The organism is Pseudoalteromonas sp. SG43-4, assembly GCF_014164325.1.
Lineage (GTDB): Bacteria > Pseudomonadota > Gammaproteobacteria > Enterobacterales > Alteromonadaceae > Pseudoalteromonas > Pseudoalteromonas distincta.
Map to the genome: position 1 here is coordinate 237,878 of NZ_JACJFB010000001.1, position 21,025 is coordinate 258,902.

The window sequence follows — 21,025 nt, forward strand, 5'->3', positions numbered from 1 at the left end:
GAGTTCAGTAATACAACCTACTCTATGTTGTATTACTGAACTCGTCTAAACCTCTCTGCAAATTCAAATAATTTTTTAATTAAATACATAAACTTATCACCATGCATTAGACTAAAGTCTATAGTTTAATTTTTTTCACTCATTGGTTTTGTTTTTATCGTTTGTCGAAAATAAAGTTAAATATTAAAGTTGTTTTATCAGCTCAAAACAACTTAGTTAAATTGTTTCTTAAGAGCAATAAATGCAACCTTTTGAGTTTTAGTAACTCATAAGTAGCAGTAAAAAATCTTTATATTGTGTGTGAAGATGTTGTCAGTGTGAAAAGCGGTTCAAGTTAGGTGGTGACTTAGCTTGAACTGTTTTTATTTTTGGCTCAAACCACATGATATGTAATATAAAGCTACCAAAGTGTAGCAAACAGAATCTTTATATTGTGTGTGAAGATGTTGTCAGTGTGAAAAATGGTTCAAGTTAGGTGGTGACTTAGCTTGAACTGTTTTTATTCTTGGCTCAAACCATACGATATGTAATACAAAGCTACTTAAGTGTAGCAAACAGAATCTTTATATTGTGTGTGAAGATGTTGTCAGTGTGAAAAATGGTTCAAGTTAGGTGGTAACTTAGCTTGAACTGTTTTTATTCTTGGCTCAAACCACATGATATGTAAAACAAAGCTACTTAAGCGTAGCAAACAGAATCTTTATATTGTGTGTGAAGATGTTGTCAGTGTGAAAAATGGTTCAAGTTAGGTGGTGACTTAGCTTGAACTGTTTTTATTTTTGGCGCAAACCACATGATATGCAATATAAGTTTAATACTTTTAAAAGCCCCGTAAGTTATAACTTACGGGGCTTTTTTAGTTAATTTTTAATTTGATATTCTTTTTTTAATTTACTTATTTGCACTTTATGTGAAATCAAGAAGGTATTAAATTTCTTGATTATGTCAGGGTAGTCAATCGACGATAATAAAAAGGCTTGTAAATCTGTCGGCAATTCGTTTTGAAAATAAACAGGTCGGGTTAATTTAAAGTATTTTTGGAGGTTATAATTTAATACATCGTTAGATATGTAAATACACTCCACTCGCTCTTTTAAAAGCAACTCTATTAATTCAATTACGTTAGCTGTTTCTATTAACTCAACGTTTTCATTATTCATTAACGGTTTAAAGCTTTGAGGCGTAAACCCTCTTACCGTTGCAAAACTAATGCATTCATCAATAGTGATATTTTTATTTAAACTCGCAATGCCCGTTTTAGTCACAACGGTTGGCTGCGAATAAATAATTTTATTTACATCAATAAATGAAGCTTTGTAGCTTGGTTTCCAGCTAGGGTTATCTGGATACTTAAAGTCGACATGGCGATGTTCCACAAATTCTTTGTAAAGTCGATTAATAGGTAGTGTGTAAAACTCAAACTTAAAGTCATGCTGCTGGGCAAACAAGGTAAGTAACTTTTGACTAAAACCATAATAGTCGCGGTTATCAGCCCCACTACCATCGTAGTATGGAAGGTATTCTATATTCTCTACGCCTACTACGTAATGAGTCGCTGATTTAGCGTTGTTTATTAAAAGCAGTAAAGCGAATGGCAAATATATTAACTGCGTTGCTATTTTTATAAATTGATTCATTAATAACCTAAGTAATATTATTGACAATTAGCTGCACGCTTTAATTTTAACAAATTTGCAAAGATTATGATAAGCCTATTTTGTTTTATGCAAAAAAAAGCCTGATTAAAATCAGGCTTAGTAAAGAAAGTGTTTAGCTTTTATCTCTCGGTACAAAATCAAGGACTGTTGCATTAATACAGTAACGATCGCGACCTCTTGGACCTTCACCTGGAAATAAATGCCCTAAGTGTATGCCTGTACTTTTAGAGCGAAGCTCAATGCGTGTCATGCCCCAGCTGCTATCGTCGTGCTGTGTTACGTTGTTTTTTACAGGATGAGTAAAGGACAACCAACCAGTACCTGAGTTAAACCTATCGCTTGTATCAAATAGTGGCTCGCCACTTAATTTATCAACAAAAGTACCGTCAGGTGTGTTTTTAAACTCTTTGTACTCTTTACAGTAAGGTCTATCTGTTCGTGCATCAAATGCAACTTTATAAGCATCACTGTTACCTAATTTAAAAGCGCCTAATGCTTTATAAAACTCTTCGGGCGTTGCGTAACCTTGACGACCATATACCTCAACGCCATTTTCTAAAAACAAAATGGTTGGTGTCGCCCACGTGGCTGACTTAATAGTTAAATCATCAAGTTGGTCAGCATGGCGAAACGACATTGGTATTGTTCCTTTGTAATCATTTGCGACTGCTTTTTTAAACTTTTCACAGTATGGGCAGTATTCACGTGAATCAAGTACCACTATTTGCTTTCCTGATAATAAAGCCGTGTTATCTACTTTTTCTACAGGTGTTTTATTAAAAACAACACCGGTAGAGTGATCTGGGCAATAGCCATTAGGGTTCTTTTCTAAATAATTTTGATGATACTCTTCTGCCGTTACAAAACCTTGAAGCGGTTTAATAACTGTTTCAATTTTGCCATAGCTCGCATCAGTTAAAAGCTGCTGATATTGCGATTTAACTTGCTCAGCTACTTTAGCTTGCGCATCAGTGGTCGTTAATACAATTGAGCGGTATTGCGTACCAATGTCGTTACCTTGGCGATTTTTTTGCGTAGGGTCGTGACTTTCAAAATAGTTTTTTAAGAGATCTTCTGCTGAAATTATATTGCTGTTATACATAACTTGTACAACTTCAGCATAATTGTTCTCGTCAAAACGACGAGACTGATCAGTAATGTTTCTGTAGGTAGCTTTAAAGCCATTGCCGTCAGCGTACCCCGATTCAGCATCAATAACGCCATTAAGCGCTTCGTAGCGTTTTTCGGCTCCCCAAAAACAACCCGATCCAAGTACAATGGTTTCTACATGCATGGTGGCTTCTACATTACTGTGCTCAACCTTTTCCATAGATAAAGCAAAGCTGCCTGCGCTAAATATAATAGCAGCGCCTGATAAATATAATAAATGCTGGTGTTTCATAAAGTACCTCTTAAACAAGTGCGTGCTAACTAAGACCTCCTTATCCTAATTTTCATTTCAACCTAATTACTTATTTAGTACGAAGCGTATTAAGTTTTGGTCTTCAATAAGTTAAATACGATTAATTGAATATAAAACTACTCTTAAAGTAAGTTGGGCAATAAACATAACCACTTAGTCGCAATGGTGTAAATAAATTAATAAAACTGTGTTACGTTTAAATTATGTTGTACAAATAGGTTTATTTAATGAAGCCAGCTCCTCATATTTATGCATTAACAAACAGTAGTTTACTGTTTGATGCATCGCATTTAGACGCTACAGATAGACTCTCTATTCAAAAGAAAATTTGGGCTTTAGCTAGCCACTGTAAAAGCACTGATGAATTTAGCGATTTGGTGCCGGCCATGAACTCGCTCACTCTTTATTTAAAATCAGATAAACACTTAAATAAGTGGTTACAAGTGCTACCTTCGCTGTGGAATGATATTAAAACGAGTACTTTTAAGGGGCAGCATCACTTAATCAAAACCACATACAAGGGTGAGGACATTAATTACGTGGCTCGCTATCATAATTTAAGTGCCGATGAAGTTATTAATATTCATAGTAAAACCAAGTACCACGTTTTATTTTTAGGCTTTCAGCCCGGTTTTGCTTACCTACATGGCTTAAATGAGCAATTAAATACACCAAGACGTGATGAGCCACGCATTAAAGTTCCTAAAGGCTCTGTTGCGATAGGTGCTGCACAAACCGGCATTTACCCCGCAGATACCCCAGGTGGTTGGCATATAATAGGTCATACAGATACTGCTTTGTTTGATTCGACCTCTGAGCAACCTTGTTTAATTCAACCAGGCGATACGCTTGAATTTGTTCCGCACGTTAATAAAGGAGCAAATCATGATTAAAGTACTTAAAAGTGGTGTATTACTTACAATTCAAGATTTTGGCCGTGAGGGCTACCGCCATTTAGGTGTAAGCAAAGCGGGTAGCTTAGACCCTATTGCACAAATCATTGCTAATAGATTACTTAACAATAACGACAATGATGCCGTTTTAGAAATAACTGTGGGTTTGTGCGAACTGGAATTTACCTGCGACACAGTAATTGCGCTTCATGGTGCAGATTTGCAAGCAACCCTTGATGGATATTCAATTTATCCTGGTTGGACATACGCAGTAAAAAACAAACAAGTTCTAAGTTTTGCTACTGGTAGAGCAGGCTTAAGAGCTTATTTAGCAGTGAAAGGCGGTATACAAAATGCTGAGGTTATGGGTTCTAAATCTACAGATTTAAACGCATGTTTTGGTGGTTTTGAAGGTAGATCTCTCACCACTGGTGATGAAATACCTATTACTCCTTATTATGGAGAGTTTATAAAGGTAGGCGCAATTGCTCCCGCCCAGCGCAAGCTTATACGCCTGCATCCAAGCCCTCATGCCGACTTATTAGGCGAGCCTTTACTAAGCAACTTTGTGTCTACCGCTTTTAAAGTCAGCAATAATAGTAACCGAATGGGTGTAAGGCTTGAGCATAAAAATAATTTGGGGCATTCGCACTCTTTGCCATCATTAGGGGTGAGCCCTGGGAGTATTCAACTCCCACCAAGTGGAGAGCCAATTGTGTTACTAAATGATGGCCAAACTACAGGGGGCTACCCTCTGCTAGGGACTGTTATTGAAGCCGACTTACGTCAATTTGCACAGTTTAGACCTTTAGATACTGTTGAGTTTAAATATGTAACGTTTGAAGAAGCAGCAAAGGCGAAGCAGAAACTTGACGGACACCTACATCAATTGAGCCTTGCACTTAAAAATACATTATAAAAATATTCTAAAAATAAATAGGAAAACTATGTTCGACTTAAATTTTTGGCCCTGATAATCGTTTTATGCTGGTTGTTTTGTATTGTGTAGGTATGGCATTTTTAATTGGAGGTTATGGGCGCAAGCCCTGCTCCATTAGTTGCGCTCGGCATGTATAGCGGCTATTGCAGTATGTTAATGACGCCTATGGCAGCAAATTTAATATTCTTCCTGCAGCTCTTTTAGACTTAAAAAATAAGTACTATGTAATTAAGGTTCAAATTCAGACGGCAGTTACCTTACTCGCCGTTAATATTATTTTAATGTATAGCTTGGTGTGTAATGACTAAATCAACTTCTTCTATGGCGTGTGTATTAATTACCGGCTTTGCGCCTTTTGGTAGCGAAACTATCAATCCTTCTTGGCAAGCAGTGCAAAAACTTGATGAAACTATCATCATGAAACACAAAATATGTACACTAGAACTTGCCTATGAGTTTAATACGTCTATTAGTCAGCTTATAAACGCCATTGAGTCACATAATCCGGCGGTTGTTTTATGTATAGGCCAAGCCGGTGGGCGCAGCGAAATATCAATTGAGCGTATTGCAATAAACGTTGACGATGCACGTATTAAAGACAATGCAGGTAAGCAGCCTGTCGATACACCAATAGAAAAAAATGGCCCTGATGCCTATTTCACAAATTTACCAATAAAGCGTATGTTACAAGCACTGCACAACAGCAATATACCTGCTGCCATTTCCAATACGGCAGGTACGTATGTATGCAATCATGTTATGTATGGCCTTATGCATTACATAAATGATCATTGCGCTGTAATGAAAGGTGGCTTTGTGCATATTCCTTATTTACCAAGCCAAGCTGTGCACCACAATGGCGCACCAAGCATGTGTGAAGACACTGTTATTAACGCTCTAAAAGTGATGATTGCACAAGCTTTGAACAATAATAACGACGTAAAAATAGCAGCAGGCACTACGCATTAACCACTTTGGTGCGGTTACATATAACTTGGTGCATAAATTATTCTTAATTAATTATAAAAGCTATGTGACTTGAGTAATTTTTTCTGATAAAACAAGGTTTCGCAGCACAGCAAATTGGCTTTGCTGCACACATAATAGGAATGAGGAGTTACTATGTGTTCAATTTTTGGGGTATTAGATATTAAATCTGATCCCGCTCAATTGCGTACCCAAGCAATTGAAATGTCAAAGCTGCTTAGACACCGTGGCCCAGATTGGTCTGGTGTATATGCATCTGAAAAAGCTATTTTAGTACATGAGCGTTTAGCTATTGTTGGTGTATCAAGCGGTGCACAGCCTTTATACAATCCTGAAAAAACAAATATTTTAGCGGTTAATGGCGAGATTTATAATCATAAAGAACTTGCAGCAGAGCTAGATGTTGATTTTACTTTTCAAACTCAATCAGACTGTGAAGTTATTTTAGCGCTTTATAAACAAAAAGGATCTGACTTTTTAGATGATCTAAATGGCATTTTTGCATTTTGTTTATACGATGAAGAAAATGACGCTTACTTAATTGGCCGTGACCATATTGGTATTATCCCGCTTTACACTGGTCACGACGAGCACGGTAACTTTTACGTTGCTTCAGAGCTAAAAGCACTCTCTCCAATTTGTAAGCATATTGAAGAATTTCCACCAGGGCATTACCTGTACAGCAAAGATGGCAAAATCACGCCTTATTACAAGCGTGATTGGGAAACATTTGATGCAGTTAAAGATAACAGCGCACAAGCGCAAGACGTTAAAGATGCATTAGAAGCGGCCGTTAAACGCCAGCTAATGTGTGATGTACCATACGGTGTATTACTTTCTGGTGGTTTGGACTCATCGGTTATCTCTGCTATTACCCAGCGTTTTGCTGCCAAACGTATTGAAGATAACGATGAAAGCGATGCATGGTGGCCTAAGTTGCATTCTTTTTCAGTAGGCCTTGAGGGTTCACCTGATTTAGCCGCTGCCCAAAAAGTAGCTGACATGATTGGTACTATTCACCACCCTATCATTTTTACCATTCAAGAAGGTATTGATGCTCTGCGTGAAGTGATTTACCACATTGAAACGTATGATGTAACAACGATTCGTGCCTCTACACCTATGTACTTAATGGCTCGCCAAATTAAAGCAATGGGCATTAAAATGGTGTTATCTGGCGAAGGTGCTGATGAGCTATTTGGTGGTTACTTATACTTCCATAAAGCCCCTAACGCACAAGAGTTTCATGAAGAGCTAAACCGTAAAGTATCAAAACTGCATATGTTTGATTGTTTACGTGCTAATAAATCAATGGCAGCATGGGGCGTTGAAGCACGTGTACCGTTCCTTGATAAAGAATTTGTTGATGTTGCTATGCGTATCAACCCTGAAGCCAAAATGTGTAAAGATGGCAAAATTGAAAAACACATTTTACGTGAAGGTTTTGATGGCTACTTGCCTGATGAAGTTTTATGGCGCCAAAAAGAGCAATTTTCAGACGGTGTTGGTTACAGTTGGATTGATACGTTAAAAGAGTTTGTAAATGAGCAAGTGAGCGATCAAGAGCTTGCAAATGCTAAATTTAAATACCCTATTAATACGCCAGATTCAAAAGAAGCTTACTACTACCGTACTATTTTTGAATCGCACTTTCCTGGTGATGCATCAGCTAAATGTGTACCACATGGTAAATCGGTAGCGTGTTCGACTCCTGAAGCACTTGCATGGGACGCATCGTTCCAAAACAATGCAGATCCATCAGGTCGTGCTGCGGGCGTTCACAACGACGCGTATGCAAGCAAAGGATAACACTCTTTGTTTAACGAAGCGTAAGCCCAAATGGCTTACGCTTCGCTTTATAAAACTCACTTCCACCGAATCTGTTTTTTATAGCCCTGCAAATAACTTAAAAGGCTCAAGTGCTTTAATTGTTATTTATAAAATTGGGTTAACATCAAAAACAATGCAATATATTGCATCACAATCAAACCACCCTGCTACCGTATTTTTAAATCAAAATGAGATAACTAAACGCCATTGTAATATTCGCTGGTTCAACCAAACAAGTGAAATTAAACGCTGTGGGCATGGTACTTTAGCGGCCGCTAATTTTTTAATAAAGTATTTTGGTTATTGCCCTGAAGTATTTATATCAATGAGTAATGAGCGCTTTACTATAAGAGTAAAAAAACAACGCGCACAGTTGTTACTAAAAAGTATAGAGCCTAAAAAAAGCGAATTAGCTAAAGGTGAGTTAAAAAGTGTGTTTTCATCCGCAATAAAAGTAGCCTACAGTACCGGTGATAAAAACGGTTATACGGTTGTATTATTTAATGAAGAATTTAATAAAGGATTTAGTAAAGACGTTGAAAAAGACGATTTAAAAAGCTTACACGTTGATTTTAAAGCTTTGAGTAAACTCCACAAAAATGCAGTTATAGCGCTTAGTATAAAAAATATGGACAAAAAAAATGCTATAGCGCATTTTAGATATTTTGCACCCCAGTTTGGAGTAAATGAGGACAGTGCAACGGGCTCTGCGGTATCTGTTATTGCCCCCCTGCTATTTAGACTACATGATTTAAATAAAGCTAAGCTTATACAGCAATCAAATAATGGCGCATTGCTAAACTATGAGTTTAACAATGCTAAAGTTGTCATTTACTAGGGCGTGTTGATCTTTGCGAATTGAAATTTGTTCAATCTAGGGGCGATTAAATCGCGGCGCGAGGTTTGTAACCTAGTGGGCTAAGTAAAAATCGAGCAACAAAGAGTTTATCGCCCCTAGGCAGAACCCGAAGGGCAGCACATGTTTGGCATTTATGCTGCGTTATCGCCTATTTATGTGGAATAACCACACTTCATAGGCTCTACCTTGCCTAAAAACCAAACATATTGCTGTAAATTCAACTATCAAAGATCAACACGCCCTAAACATATTAAGTAAACGTTTATAGCGGTCGTAATAAGCACAATGCAAAATAGTTACTATCGTCTTGCCATGTTTGCTCTAACTTTAAATTAGCTTGCGCTGCAAGCTGCTTAAACGATTCGAGCGTGTACTTATGAGAGTTTTCTGTATGGATACTTTCGCCTTCAATAAAGTCTATTTGCTGATCATTTATAACCACGCTTTGATTACAGTTACTTACTAAATGCATTTCAATACGGCTATGTTGCTCGTTAAAGCGTGACTCGTGGCTAAAGTTATCTAAATTAAATGTGCCGTTTAGCTCGTTATTAATACGTTGTAGTAAATTTTTATTAAATGCGGCGGTGATTCCCGCTTTATCGTTATATGCATCAAGTAACACTTGGCGCTCTTTTACTAAATCAATCCCAATTAATACATAACCGTTTACACCACATAAGCGATGGAAATTATTCATAATTTCTATAGCTTTAACTGGGGCAAAATTACCAAGAGTAGAGCCTGGAAAATACACCAAATTGGTTTGACTATCTAAAGCGGTGTCTTTGGTTAGCTGTTTAACCATTTGGCTATGTGTAAAGTCTCCTAGTAATGGCGAAATGGCCAAATCTGGGAATAATGGTGATAAATGTGCAAGTGAATAACTGAGCATTTCCTCAGAAATTTCAAACGGTACGAAGGTTTTTACGTTTGCCATGTGCGCTAATAAATACGCGACCTTTTTACCCGAACCACACCCAGGCTCAATAATAGAGAGGTTTTCAGGTAGCATTTGAGCAATCGACTGCGAGTATTGCTCTAAAATAGACAACTCCGTACGTGTAACATAATACTCTTGTAAGGATGTTATTTGCTCGAATAATGCAGCACCTTTATCATCGTAAAAATACTTACACGGAAGCGTTTTTTGTTGTTGAGTTAATCCGCTTATCACGTCGTTTAAAAATTCAGTGTCGGTTATGTTACTTTGTTTAATCGCTGTTACTTGGCTCATACTATATCCTTAGCTAGTCTTATCCCGCTGCACATCCACGCTTGATGTGGGTAATAAAAATTTCGGTATGTTTGTCGTAAATGGTTTTGAGGGGTAAACACACACCCACCCCGTAACACCATTTGGTTATTCATAAATTTACCATTGTATTCCCCTGCTACTCCTTCAATAGGCTTAAAACCGGGGTATGGCAAATATGCACTGTTTGTCCATTGCCAACATGAATCCGTTAACTGGTTTATTTCAGTATCATCTTTTGTTTGTTGTGGTGTTAGATAGTTATTATTAGTGTCTGTTGAAGGTGTATTTTTAGCTGCATATTCCCACTCGAACTCTGTAGGCAAGCGAGCCTTTACAAAATTAGCGTAGGCGCTGGCCTCAAAATAACTAACATGGCTGATGGGAGCACTTAAATTTAAAGGCTGCAATCCATAGTGTGTAAACTCAAACCATTCGTTATTTATGTAATGCCAATATAATGGATGCGTTAAACGAGTGTTTTGAATATGCGCCCAACCGTCGCTTAACCAATATTGTGGATTGCTATATCCACCGGCATTTATAAAGTCTAAATATTCACCATTAGTGACCAATCTATTAGCAAAACTGAATGGATGAATTAGTACTTGGTGTTTGGGGCACTCGTTATCATATGCAAATTCATCGTCGGCATTTGTGCCAATATTAATAATGGCTTGTTCAAAATTGATAAAATTAAGGGGTTTAATATCAGCTGATTTTTTTTGGCTATTTAAAAGCGATGTTTTATATTGAGGAAATAATGGATTTACTGAAAAGTTATATTTGATGTCCATAAGCATTAGTTCTTGATGCTGTTGCTCGTGGTGTAACCCAAGTTCAATAATATCTTTAATGTGCGGGTTAACGTCAGTCTTAAGTAATTCAATCACGCGGCTATCTACATGTTCTCTGTAAGCTAGCACTTCGTCTAAACCTGGCCTAGATAAGCTTCCTCTGTTTGCCCGTTTAAATTGCTCTCCAATCCCATTGTAGTAAGAATTAAAAAGCATTTTATAGTGAGGGTTAAACACTGCGTACTGTTTACAATGAACACTAAGTAAAAATGTTTCAAAAAACCACGTGGTATGCGCTAAATGCCATTTAGTAGGACTGGCATCAGCCATAGCTTGTAATTGGCAATCTTCTACAGTGAGTGGCTCAATAATAGCTAGGCTTTCGTCTCTAACGCTGCAAAAGCGTTTAATAAGTACATTTTGATTGGTATCGTTTGTAACGCTTTCACGCATAATAGTATTAATCCTTTGCCTATCTATTTATAAAATATAGCTTAGGGCATGCTGAGCTTTTTGGATTGAAATTTGTTCAATCTAGGGGCGATTAAATCGCGGCACGAGGTTTGTAACCTAGTGGGCTAAGTAAAAACCGAGTAACAAAGAGTTAATCGTCCCTAGAAAGAACCCAAAGGGCAGTGTATGTTTGGTATTTATGCTGCGTTATCGCCTATTTATGGGGAATGACCACACTACATAGGCTCTGCCTTGCCTAAAAACCAAACATACTACTGTAAATTCAATCGCCAAAATTCAACATGCCCTAATGTTGTGTTAAATCATATTCATATTACAACTTGATTAAAGGTGCTTATCGGCTTATAAATTTATAATAGCCTTGAAGAGAAATTTGCTCTTCGCTAGCCGGTTTTTGATTATTCTTACGTGCATGCAAGCATGAAAAATAACGCATAAGCTGTTACCGAACCGCTAAGCTATAAATCTAGGAGCGATTAAATCGCGACTAGACTTAACAAATTTCAATCCTAAAAGACTAACAAGCCCTAATATTTAAGCATTAATTAAGCTACTTAATAATGATCTTTTTTTACTTAACCAAGTAAATTAATACTTTTAATAGCAAACTAAATTTTAACGTTCACTGAATTTTTAAATTTAGGGCTTTTAAATGAAAAAATCATGAATTTGGCCATATAAACAGCGTTTTAAATACAAATTCATTTACATTTAATATTTAACTCATACACTACTAGCTGTATGATCACGCTTCAAATTAGTTAGTCTTCAAATAATTACGGTATTACTTTTTACTTAATATTTAAAGACTAATGTAATTCGATATGACGCCGAATTTATTTTGGCTTGTTAGGACAACTAAAGAGGTATTGCATGAAGGAAAATCATGACAAATATAGTATTGACAACACGGATTACACCGTAGGTCAGGACAACGTACAAAAGTGGGGGTTTGATATTCACAACCCTGTTTTTGGAACTAGTGCGGGCCTGATTGTCATCTTTTTAATCGCCATACTTGTTACCGACCCACAAACTGCAAAAACAGCGCTTGATAGTATCAAGACCGATATTATTAATAATTTTGATGCCCTATTTATGTGGGCTGCTAACTTCTTTGTACTCTTTTGTTTAGCACTTATTGTTTCTCCTTACGGTAATATTCGCCTTGGTGGTGATGACGCGAAACCTTCTCACTCTCGCGTTTCATGGCTTGCTATGTTATTTGCTGCCGGTATGGGTATCGGCCTTATGTTTTGGGGCGTTGCTGAACCAGTTGCTTACTTTACTGGTTGGTACGAAACACCGCTTAATGTAGCCGCTAATACACCAGAAGCTGCAAAATTAGCAATGGGCGCAACTATGTTTCATTGGGGTCTTCACCCTTGGGCTATTTACGCTGTTGTTGGTTTATCTCTTGCATTTTTTACCTATAACAAAGGTTTACCACTTTCAATTCGTTCTATTTTTTACCCTATATTAGGTGATAGAGCTTGGGGTTGGCCTGGTCATATCATTGATATCTTAGCTGTACTTGCTACGTTATTTGGCCTTGCAACATCTTTAGGTTTAGGTGCGCAGCAAGCTTCTGCAGGCATTAACCATGTATTTGGTACAGAAGGTGGCATTGGCTCTCAAATTCTAGTTATTGCGGGTGTAACACTTTTAGCCATTGTCTCTGTGGTTCGTGGTATTGACGGTGGTGTGAAACTACTAAGTAATGTAAATATGCTAATTGCGTTTTCATTATTATTGTTTGTATGTTTAGTAGGCTTTGCTGTAGCAATGGGTAATGTACCCACTACCGTGATGGGCTATGTAGAAAATATTATTCCATTGAGTAATCCTCACGGTCGTGAAGACGAAACATGGATGCATGGTTGGACTGTGTTTTACTGGGCTTGGTGGATTTCCTGGTCACCGTTTGTAGGTATGTTTATCGCGCGTGTATCACGTGGTCGTACAATTCGTGAATTCTTAATTGCGGTTTTACTTATTCCTACTCTAGTTACTGTTTTATGGATGTCTATTTACGGTGGTATTGCGATTGATCAAGTAGTTAATGGTGTTGGTGCGTTAGGCACTAATGGTTTAACTGATGTACCTTTAGCTATGTTCCAAATGCTTGATGAATTACCTTTATCTAATATTTTATCGTTTATTGCAATTTTATTAGTGTTGGTATTTTTCATTACGTCATCTGACTCTGGTTCATTAGTAATTGATTCAATTACAGCTGGCGGTAAAATTGATGCACCGGTACCACAACGTATATTTTGGGCATCGGTTGAGGGCGCAATTGCAGCTGCTTTACTTTGGATTGGTGGCACACAAGCAATTGAAGCACTACAAGCAGGCGCTGTCTCTACAGGCTTGCCATTTACTATTGTATTATTATTTATGTGTTTAAGTTTAGTTTTAGGTTTACGAACTGAGCCTCGCCCAGTTAAATAATACTTTTAGTAAGTAACACTTTTAATTAGTAACGAAAACGCCGCAATTTTTGCGGCGTTTTTTTGTTTGGTCATTAAAAGCTAGAACCACAGCTCTGAGATTGGAGTATCTACACGATAATGATAACTCAGTTGCGCTTGTAAAAGTTCTGCTGTAGCAAGTGCATCCGTTAACGCATTGTGATTTTGATATGCTGGTAGGGAATAACGCGCACGGCAATCTGTTAGCCTAAGAGAACCTAATTTTGTGTTAAACAATCGCCCTAATAAACCCTGCCTTGCTTTTAGTGCTCTTTTTTCTATTTCCATTGTATCAACAAGTGCAAACTCAATACCTTCTTTAAGCCTTAACAATAACGCATTATTTAAAAAGTGACGTTCTATTGCGGCATAATGCACCACGACAACTTTACCACTGAGCGCTTCAAGTAAAGGCTCTATAATTTGATTAAAGTCGGGGGCGTCGTCCACCTCAGAGTGCGTTATTCCATGTATTAAAATAGACTCTTCATGAAGGTTGCGCCTAGGCTGCACAACCCAATGCCGACTGTGCTTACAATAAATGCGCTCTAAATTGAACGGCACTAAACCAACACTCACTATATCGTCGTTTTGGCTATTTAAGCCTGTTGTTTCAAAATCCATTGCTACAAAAGGCACGTCTTTTATTGCAGCTTTGTCTTGATTATAAGCACCCGCATAAAAGTGTTTTAAGAGTTTATTTTTGGTGCTATTGGCAAGCTCGTTATACCTAGCTTGCCAATCAATTGCTTTATGATTACGCGGATTCATAGGCTACTTCACACCAGAGTTTGCTGTGTAGCTAAATTTTAAATAGCTTTGTGCTTTTTCTAAAATGGCAAATGCCTCTTTTAAGTTTCGTTGCTCGAACGGAGAAAGTAAATGTGGATCTAAGTCGTTATCGGGCTCTTCGCCCTTCTCTATTTGCCACGCTTGATGGCGAATTCGCATCATGGCAATATACTCAAGTGCGTCACGTAAATCTTGCGCTTTACCCTGTGGTAACAGCTTAGCTTCAATAATATCTTCTAGCCGCTCAAACGAATTTTGTTTACGTGAGCCAATAGCCAATGCGTGCACGCGAATAACATCAGAAAGAGGTGCAGTCCCTCTTCGCTTTAAGTTCATTGAACGCTTATGTTGGCCATTATGCTCCATAACAAAGCCTTTAAAGAAACCTAGTGGAGGTGTTCTATTTCTAGCATTTGCTGCCATATTAGCTAAAAATACGCGATTTACTTTACTTTGTTTTGCTATAAATATTTTAAGCTCGTCGGCCCACTTGGTTTTACCCCACACACCGTCTAAGTCAAAAAATATAGAACTATTAAGCAATGCTTGTGGTTTTGGCTGCGCGATCCAATCTGCAAATTGATCGAACCACTGTGAGCGAGTTTTACGCCATTTTTTAAACGACGCCATTATTTCTCCATCACAATACGTATAGCCACATTGTGCTAAGCCATCACAGACAAAGTCTGAGATATTTTGAAAATATTCATTATGTTTTTCGTCTTCGTAACTGTCATCTAAAATTAATGCGTTATCTTGATCAGTTACAATAAGTTGCTCGTCGCGAGCCATTGAGCCCAGTGCAATAAAACAATAAGGAACGGGAGGTGGACCAAACTTTTCTTCAGCTAATACAAGCAATCTTTGTTTAAATGTACGCCCTATAACAGCCATGGCTGTACCAACCATGTGTGAGTTTGCATCTTCATTCACCATACGAACAAACACATTGGGCAATTGGCGTGCATAATGCGCCAAATCCTCTATTGTTTGTTGAGCCAGTATGCCACGTACAAGTAATAAACTGCTTTGCGATTCATAACGCAAAATATCAGAGAGGGAGATAACGCCTATTGGGCGTCTTTTCTGTACTACTGGCAAATGATGTAAGTTATCTCTAAGCATGGCCAATACAGCTTCGAAAATATAGTCATTAGCATCTAATAGTACTAAGTTAGTGGACATAATGTCTTTTGCTTGCGTGTTAAAGGCAAGCCCTTTAGCCACTACTTTAGTGCGTAAATCCCTATCGGTTATTATACCAACTACTTGTCCATCATCTTCTTCTGGGTCATCATTTATGGGTTTATTTACATCGGTTACCAACACTGACGATACCGCCTCTTCGGTCATTAATTTAGCGATATCTTGTATCGTAGAGGTTGCATCTACGGTGACTACATCTCTGTGAATTAATGATTTTACCTTCGCGGTTGTCAGGTCATTGCCATCGGCTTGCTCGACAATAGCTTGATGCAAACGCACGTTACCGTCTGTTTCGAAGTAATCAGCAAACGCATCAAACTGATCACAGTAAAGATTAAATAGCTCGACATTTATGCAATATACTAACGTATCTTCAAGAGCAGTTGCAGGAAAACGTACCTTACGGTTCATCAATAAACCCATTTGACCAAATATACCTGCGGTAGCCAAACGATTATACAGCTCGCCATTTCGGCGGTACATTTCTACAGAGCCACTTCTAATTACATACAAATCAGAAATGTCTTGTCCAAAACTCAAGATATCTGTTTTTGCTCTAAAATAAGCCACTTCTACTTGTTGAGCTAGCTCATTAAGCGCTTTTTGAGGTAAGTCATCAAAAGGAGGATGTTGTGCTAAAAATTGTGCGATTTCAACTTGTTCGGCTTGCATAAATCCCTTCCTGTATGCGCATTTAAATGACTAAATCTGTTTTGCAGATTAACACTATCATCGGGGTGTGAAAACAATTACTGTACAAATTTAGGCACAAAAAAAGAGCCTAAATAGACTCTTTAAGTGTAATACTTATTGTATAAATTTATTTACCGCGCTGAGCGTCTTTTTGGGCTTTTTTAGCTTCTTTACGTTGCTGTAAAACAGCTTGTGCTTCATTACCAATATGGCCCTCACCACGCGCTTGCGCTAATTCTATTTGCTTTTGGCGCTCTGCAAAACGTGCGCGTTGTTCGTCCGTAACTTCTTCAATACAATGATGACAAGAGACGCCTTCCATGTATTCAGGCTTTAACTTTTCGTCTTCTGTAATTGGCATACGACACGCGTGGCATTGATCATAAGAGCCTTTTTGTAGATCATGATCAACCGCAACGCGATTATCAAATACAAAACACTCGCCTTCCCACATGGTTTCTTCTTTTGGCACTTCTTCTAGGTATTTTAAGATACCGCCTTCAAGGTGATAAACTTCATCAAAACCTTGCTCTTTCATGTAGGCTGTCGATTTTTCGCAGCGGATACCACCTGTACAAAACATCGCCACTTTTTTGTGTTTTTCAGGGTCTAAGTTTTCTTTTGCCCACTGTGGAAATTCGCGAAAGGTTTTAGTATTTGGATCGACCGCATTTTGAAATGTACCAATTTCAATTTCGTAATCATTACGTGTATCAATTAAAATTACTTCAGGGTCAGATATAAGTGCGTTCCACTCATTTGGCTTTACATAGCTACCCACAACTTTGAGCGGATCTACGCCTTCAACGCCCATCGTTACAATTTCTTTTTTTAGTTTTACTTTAGTACGGTAAAACGGACATTCATCGTCGTAAGATTCTTTTGTAACGATGTTTTTTAAATTTGGTTGCTCATCTAGCCATGCTAATAAGTTGTCTATCCCTTCACGTTTTGCAGAAACAGTGCCGTTTATACCTTCGGCAGCGAGCAATAAAGTACCGCGTACTTCATTTGCTTCCATAACTTCTAGTAATGGCTTACGGATAGCTTCAAATTCAGGTAAACCTACAAACTTATACAGCGCACATACTACAAAGTGATCGCCCGTTACATTATCTTTATGAACAACAGTCATTATATTTCCTATTTTGCCTTGTTAGCCAATATTGGCGTCTACCGAATCGTAAATCCGGCGCATATGGGGCGCGTATTTTACGCTTTTTTAGTTTAATTGCAAAAAATAGCGCTATAGATTGGTTTTTACTGTTAGCGACCTAGCTGTGTAAGCTATAATGCGCTGATAAATTTATAGAGTTAATTTGCTCATTTTGGAGAAACACACATTGCAGTTTACTGATCTTGGGATTGATACACGCCTTGAAACACAACTAGCACATCAAGGGATCACCCAGCCCACCGATATTCAAGCGCATGCAGTGCCTACCGCACTTGCAGGGCATGACATTTTCGCTCAGTCTAAAACTGGGTCGGGCAAAACCTTGGCGTTTTTATTACCTGCTGTACAAAGGGTTATGAAACAAAAAGCACTCAGCAAACGCGATCCTCGTGTACTTATTGTTGCTCCTACGCGTGAGCTTGCTACGCAAGTATTTACTCAGCTACGTTTATTAATTGCAGGCACAGCCATTAAGGCCGTAAAAATACTTGGTGGCGAAAACTTTAATGACCAAATAAAAGCACTTAGAAACGACCCACAATTCGTAGTTGCTACACCAGGGCGTTTAGCTGATCACATTACAAAACGTTCATTACAATTGAGTGGACTAGAACTGCTTATTTTTGATGAAGCCGATCGTATTTTAGATTTAGGCTTTACCGAGCAGTTAAAAATGATTAACGAGCAAGCTAATCACCGTCTACGTCAAACGTTATTGTTTTCTGCAACACTTGACCATGCACAAGTAGATGCACTATCACGTAACCTATTAAAAAAACCAAAGCAAATTACGCTAAGTGCAGCAAACGAGCAACATAGTGATATTAAACAAACGTTATACCTTGCCGATCACCTTGATCATAAAGAAGCGCTATTAGAGCACTTTTTAAACCAAGATGATGTTGGTCAATGTATTATTTTCACAGCAACACGTTCTGACACGAGTCGCTTGAGTGAAGCGCTTAATGCTAAAGGCTTCAAATCTGTAGCACTTGCTGGTGATTTAACGCAAAACAAACGTTTAGATATCATGGATTCGTTTAGTCGCGAAAACTTTAAAATATTGATTACCACCGACGTTGCATCTCGTGGTTTAGATTTGTTGAGCGTAACGCACGTTATTAACTTTGATTTACCAAAACACGCTGAAGAATATGTACACCGCATAGGTCGTACAGGACGTGCTGGCTTTAAAGGAAATGCAATTTCATTAGTTGGCCCAAAAGATTGGGCAAGTTATTTAGCTATTAAAGCATTTTTAAATGACGAATTAAAATTTGCGAGCATAGAGAGCTTAAAAGCTAAGTTTAAAGGTTTAAAAGAGAAAAAACCTGAGGCAGCGTGGGACAAATCTAAAGAAAAAGCCGCCGCTGTTAAAAAGCCTGCATTTAAACGCAAAGCTAAACCTAAAAAGCCTACAGCACCAATTAAAGCACCGATGAACATTGATGGCGATACACCAATGCGCCGTAAAAAAAAGCCTGAGCAGGAATAATTATGAGTTACCTAGGAACCACACAAACATTATTTGTAAAAGAAGTGAGTAACGAAGGTGCTTACTTAGACGGCCATGATTTAGGTGAAGTATTTTTACCAAAACAAGAAATAAAACATGAGCTTGAAGCGGGCGATAGTATTAGTGTATTTATCTTTTTAGACAATGCTAATTTAGCCACAGCAACAATAAAGAAACCACATGCTCAAGTTGGCGAGTATGCCCTACTACGCGTTAAAGAAATAAATAGTATTGGGGCATTTTTAGATTGGGGGCTTGAGAAAGATGTGCTTGCACCTTTTAATGAACAAAAGCCACGCATGCAAGAAGGCCATTCTTATTTAGTACGCCTGTATCTTGATAATGCAAGCCAACGTATTTGTGCCTCAAACAATTTTAATCGTTTCTTATCAAAAGATGAGCCGCAATATACTCACTTACAAGAAGTGGATTTAATTGTTGCTGGCAAAACAGATATTGGCTACAAAGTATTAATTGAAGAGTCGCACTTCGGTGTTGTTTTTTACAATATGGTATTTAAAAGCTTATTTGTGGGTCAAAAGCTTAAAGGCTATATTCAAAAAGTACGTGACGACGGAAAAATTGATGTTGTACTAGAAAAGCCAGGTATGGGAAAAGTAAGTGACCTTGGTGAAACTATTATGCAAAAGCTTAAAAACGAAGGCGGTGTTATTCCACTTGGTGATAAGTCTGATCCTGAAGCAATAAAAAAGATGTTTTCTACAAGTAAGGCTAATTATAAAAAAGCAATTGGTGGCTTATTTAAACAAGAGTTAATAGATATTGAAGCGAAATCCATTCGCTTAAGATCTTAATTATAATTGGCTGTAATTACTAATAATACCTGTTTGTAATTAACCTAAAATATATTTATAAGGCAATGTACATTGCGTATATTGCCTTGAATAATCAAGCACTTCAACTTCCGACTCAAGATTGAGCGGTGCCAAACGAAAAACCTTTTTTTCACATTCTGTTTTTTTATCATCAAGCTTTGATATACATTCACTAACGCTTACATGCTGAGATATGAGTGTATCTTCATTTTTGTAACACAGATGATGAGCATAATCTTGCATTGTTTTTTTAAAATCAAACATATCGACTGGGTACGTTGGAATTATATCTGTAACGGTTGTTACACCATCGTATGCTTTATTAGAAAAAACGTACTTATTTACTGAAAAACCCGCAATAACAATTATTATAGAACCAAAAAATAACTTCAAAACAAACCCCTACTACATTTTGATTTTATTAATGTAACATAAAACTCACATAAGGTAAGGGGTTTTAGCACTATATGACTGCTTATTGTTAAATTAAGCTATAGAGTTATTAACATCACTAAGCACTTTTACAGGATTATCTGCTTGAGTAATCGGTCTGCCTATAACTAAATAGTCACTTCCTGAATCAATAGCTTGCTTAGGAGTCATTATACGCTTTTGATCACCCGCATCACTCCCTTCAGGGCGTATACCAGGCGTAACAAGCTTAAAGCTATCACCTAACTCTGTTTTTAAAGCTTTTGCTTCTTGTGCAGAGCACACGACACCATCAAGCCCAGCTTCCTTTGCAAGCTTAGCTAAATAGATAACTTGCTCTTGAGCTGATTTATCAACACCTAAACGCTTAAGTTCTGTTTCATCCATACTTGTTAATACAGTCACAGCGATAAGTAATGGGGCTTTGTCACCAAATTGCTCTAGAGCCGATTTAGCTTTGCTCATCATTTCAAAGCCACCAGAAGCATGAACGTTTACCATCCACACCCCCATTTTAGCAGCTGCAGTAACCGCTTTAGCTACTGTATTAGGAATATCATGAAACTTTAAATCTAAGAAAACATCAAAACCTAAATCAATTAACTCTTTAACAAATGCAGGTCCAAAATAGGTAAACATTTCTTTGCCGACCTTGAGACGGCAAGTATCAGGAGAAAGTTGTTTAACAAAGTTTAAAGCAACTTCTTGATCATCGTAATCTAATGCAATAAGAATTTTTTTTGAGTGTTCGAAAGACATAACTATCCTAGTGAATGGCAGTAA

At 37.7% G+C, this 21,025-nt stretch carries 17 protein-coding genes and 1 pseudogene; 9 read left to right on the top strand and 9 right to left on the bottom strand.

The window, feature by feature from the left end:
- Positions 1-860 precede the first annotated feature (860 nt).
- The gene (locus tag H5160_RS01095) at positions 861-1,637 is read right to left on the bottom strand and encodes an amino acid ABC transporter substrate-binding protein (protein WP_182695013.1); all 777 of its coding nucleotides are present in this window, start codon (positions 1,635-1,637) and stop codon (positions 861-863) included.
- 133 nt (positions 1,638-1,770) lie between these two features.
- Entirely contained in the window at positions 1,771-3,060 is a 1,290-nt protein-coding gene (msrA, locus tag H5160_RS01100) for a peptide-methionine (S)-S-oxide reductase MsrA (RefSeq protein WP_182736446.1), read from the bottom strand.
- A 248-nt stretch (positions 3,061-3,308) separates the two neighbouring features.
- Here msrA and pxpB point away from each other — a divergent pair, with 248 nt between their 5' ends.
- From pxpB to H5160_RS01130, 6 genes and pseudogenes are all read left to right on the top strand, one after another.
- The gene (gene pxpB, locus H5160_RS01105) at positions 3,309-3,974 is read left to right on the top strand and encodes a 5-oxoprolinase subunit PxpB (RefSeq protein ID WP_182736448.1); all 666 of its coding nucleotides are present in this window, start codon (positions 3,309-3,311) and stop codon (positions 3,972-3,974) included.
- On the top strand, positions 3,967-4,893 hold the full coding sequence (locus H5160_RS01110) for a biotin-dependent carboxyltransferase family protein (RefSeq protein WP_182736451.1): 927 nt from the start codon (positions 3,967-3,969) through the stop codon (positions 4,891-4,893). Before pxpB ends, H5160_RS01110 begins: the two co-directional genes overlap by 8 nt.
- Before the next feature lie 50 nt (positions 4,894-4,943).
- Positions 4,944-5,222, top strand: a pseudogene (locus H5160_RS20565) (5-oxoproline transporter, DUF979 family subunit); the annotation flags it as partial.
- The gene (pcp, locus tag H5160_RS01120; protein ID WP_182736452.1) at positions 5,215-5,883 is read left to right on the top strand and encodes a pyroglutamyl-peptidase I; all 669 of its coding nucleotides are present in this window, start codon (positions 5,215-5,217) and stop codon (positions 5,881-5,883) included. The pseudogene H5160_RS20565 and the gene pcp, both read left to right, overlap by 8 nt.
- Positions 5,884-6,036: 153 nt before the next feature.
- The gene (gene asnB / locus H5160_RS01125) at positions 6,037-7,710 is read left to right on the top strand and encodes an asparagine synthase B (RefSeq protein WP_182711293.1); all 1,674 of its coding nucleotides are present in this window, start codon (positions 6,037-6,039) and stop codon (positions 7,708-7,710) included.
- Positions 7,694-8,569, top strand: a complete 876-nt coding sequence (locus H5160_RS01130) for a PhzF family phenazine biosynthesis protein (protein WP_182736453.1) — start codon at positions 7,694-7,696, stop codon at positions 8,567-8,569. The genes asnB and H5160_RS01130 overlap by 17 nt, the downstream gene beginning before the upstream one ends.
- Positions 8,570-8,852: 283 nt before the next feature.
- On the opposite strand, the gene egtD is transcribed toward H5160_RS01130, so the two are convergent.
- Both egtD and egtB read right to left on the bottom strand, forming a co-directional pair.
- Positions 8,853-9,827: an L-histidine N(alpha)-methyltransferase gene (gene egtD, locus H5160_RS01135; RefSeq protein ID WP_182733166.1), complete on the bottom strand. Its 975-nt coding sequence runs from the start codon at positions 9,825-9,827 to the stop codon at positions 8,853-8,855.
- Positions 9,824-11,095 carry an ergothioneine biosynthesis protein EgtB gene (gene egtB, locus H5160_RS01140; RefSeq protein WP_182736455.1) on the bottom strand — a complete coding sequence of 424 codons (1,272 nt, stop codon included), beginning with the start codon at positions 11,093-11,095 and terminating at the stop codon, positions 9,824-9,826. The genes egtD and egtB overlap by 4 nt, the downstream gene beginning before the upstream one ends.
- Positions 11,096-11,989: 894 nt before the next feature.
- Here egtB and H5160_RS01145 point away from each other — a divergent pair.
- Entirely contained in the window at positions 11,990-13,570 is a 1,581-nt protein-coding gene (locus H5160_RS01145) for a BCCT family transporter (RefSeq protein ID WP_002961195.1), read from the top strand.
- Between the two features lie 80 nt (positions 13,571-13,650).
- On the opposite strand, the gene H5160_RS01150 is transcribed toward H5160_RS01145, so the two are convergent.
- The 3 genes from H5160_RS01150 to H5160_RS01160 form a co-directional block, all read right to left on the bottom strand.
- Positions 13,651-14,361, bottom strand: a complete 711-nt coding sequence (locus H5160_RS01150) for a 3'-5' exonuclease (RefSeq protein WP_033039579.1) — start codon at positions 14,359-14,361, stop codon at positions 13,651-13,653.
- Between the two features lie 3 nt (positions 14,362-14,364).
- On the bottom strand, positions 14,365-16,260 hold the full coding sequence (locus H5160_RS01155; RefSeq protein ID WP_182736456.1) for a DUF294 nucleotidyltransferase-like domain-containing protein: 1,896 nt from the start codon (positions 16,258-16,260) through the stop codon (positions 14,365-14,367).
- A gap of 148 nt (positions 16,261-16,408) precedes the next feature.
- Positions 16,409-17,416 carry a rhodanese-related sulfurtransferase gene (locus H5160_RS01160; RefSeq protein ID WP_002961191.1) on the bottom strand — a complete coding sequence of 336 codons (1,008 nt, stop codon included), beginning with the start codon at positions 17,414-17,416 and terminating at the stop codon, positions 16,409-16,411.
- 208 nt (positions 17,417-17,624) lie between these two features.
- On the opposite strand from H5160_RS01160, the gene H5160_RS01165 reads away from it, so the two are divergent.
- Entirely contained in the window at positions 17,625-18,953 is a 1,329-nt protein-coding gene (locus H5160_RS01165; protein WP_182715358.1) for a DEAD/DEAH box helicase, read from the top strand.
- 2 nt (positions 18,954-18,955) lie between these two features.
- Positions 18,956-19,789 (top strand): S1 RNA-binding domain-containing protein, encoded by an 834-nt coding sequence (locus H5160_RS01170; RefSeq protein WP_002961188.1) that lies wholly within the window; start codon positions 18,956-18,958, stop codon positions 19,787-19,789.
- Between the two features lie 39 nt (positions 19,790-19,828).
- Here H5160_RS01170 and H5160_RS01175 read toward each other — a convergent pair whose 3' ends face one another.
- Positions 19,829-20,203 carry a hypothetical protein gene (locus H5160_RS01175; RefSeq protein ID WP_039489775.1) on the bottom strand — a complete coding sequence of 125 codons (375 nt, stop codon included), beginning with the start codon at positions 20,201-20,203 and terminating at the stop codon, positions 19,829-19,831.
- 93 nt (positions 20,204-20,296) lie between these two features.
- On the bottom strand, positions 20,297-21,001 hold the full coding sequence (gene pyrF / locus H5160_RS01180; protein WP_002961184.1) for an orotidine-5'-phosphate decarboxylase: 705 nt from the start codon (positions 20,999-21,001) through the stop codon (positions 20,297-20,299).
- Positions 21,002-21,025: the final 24 nt, after the last annotated feature.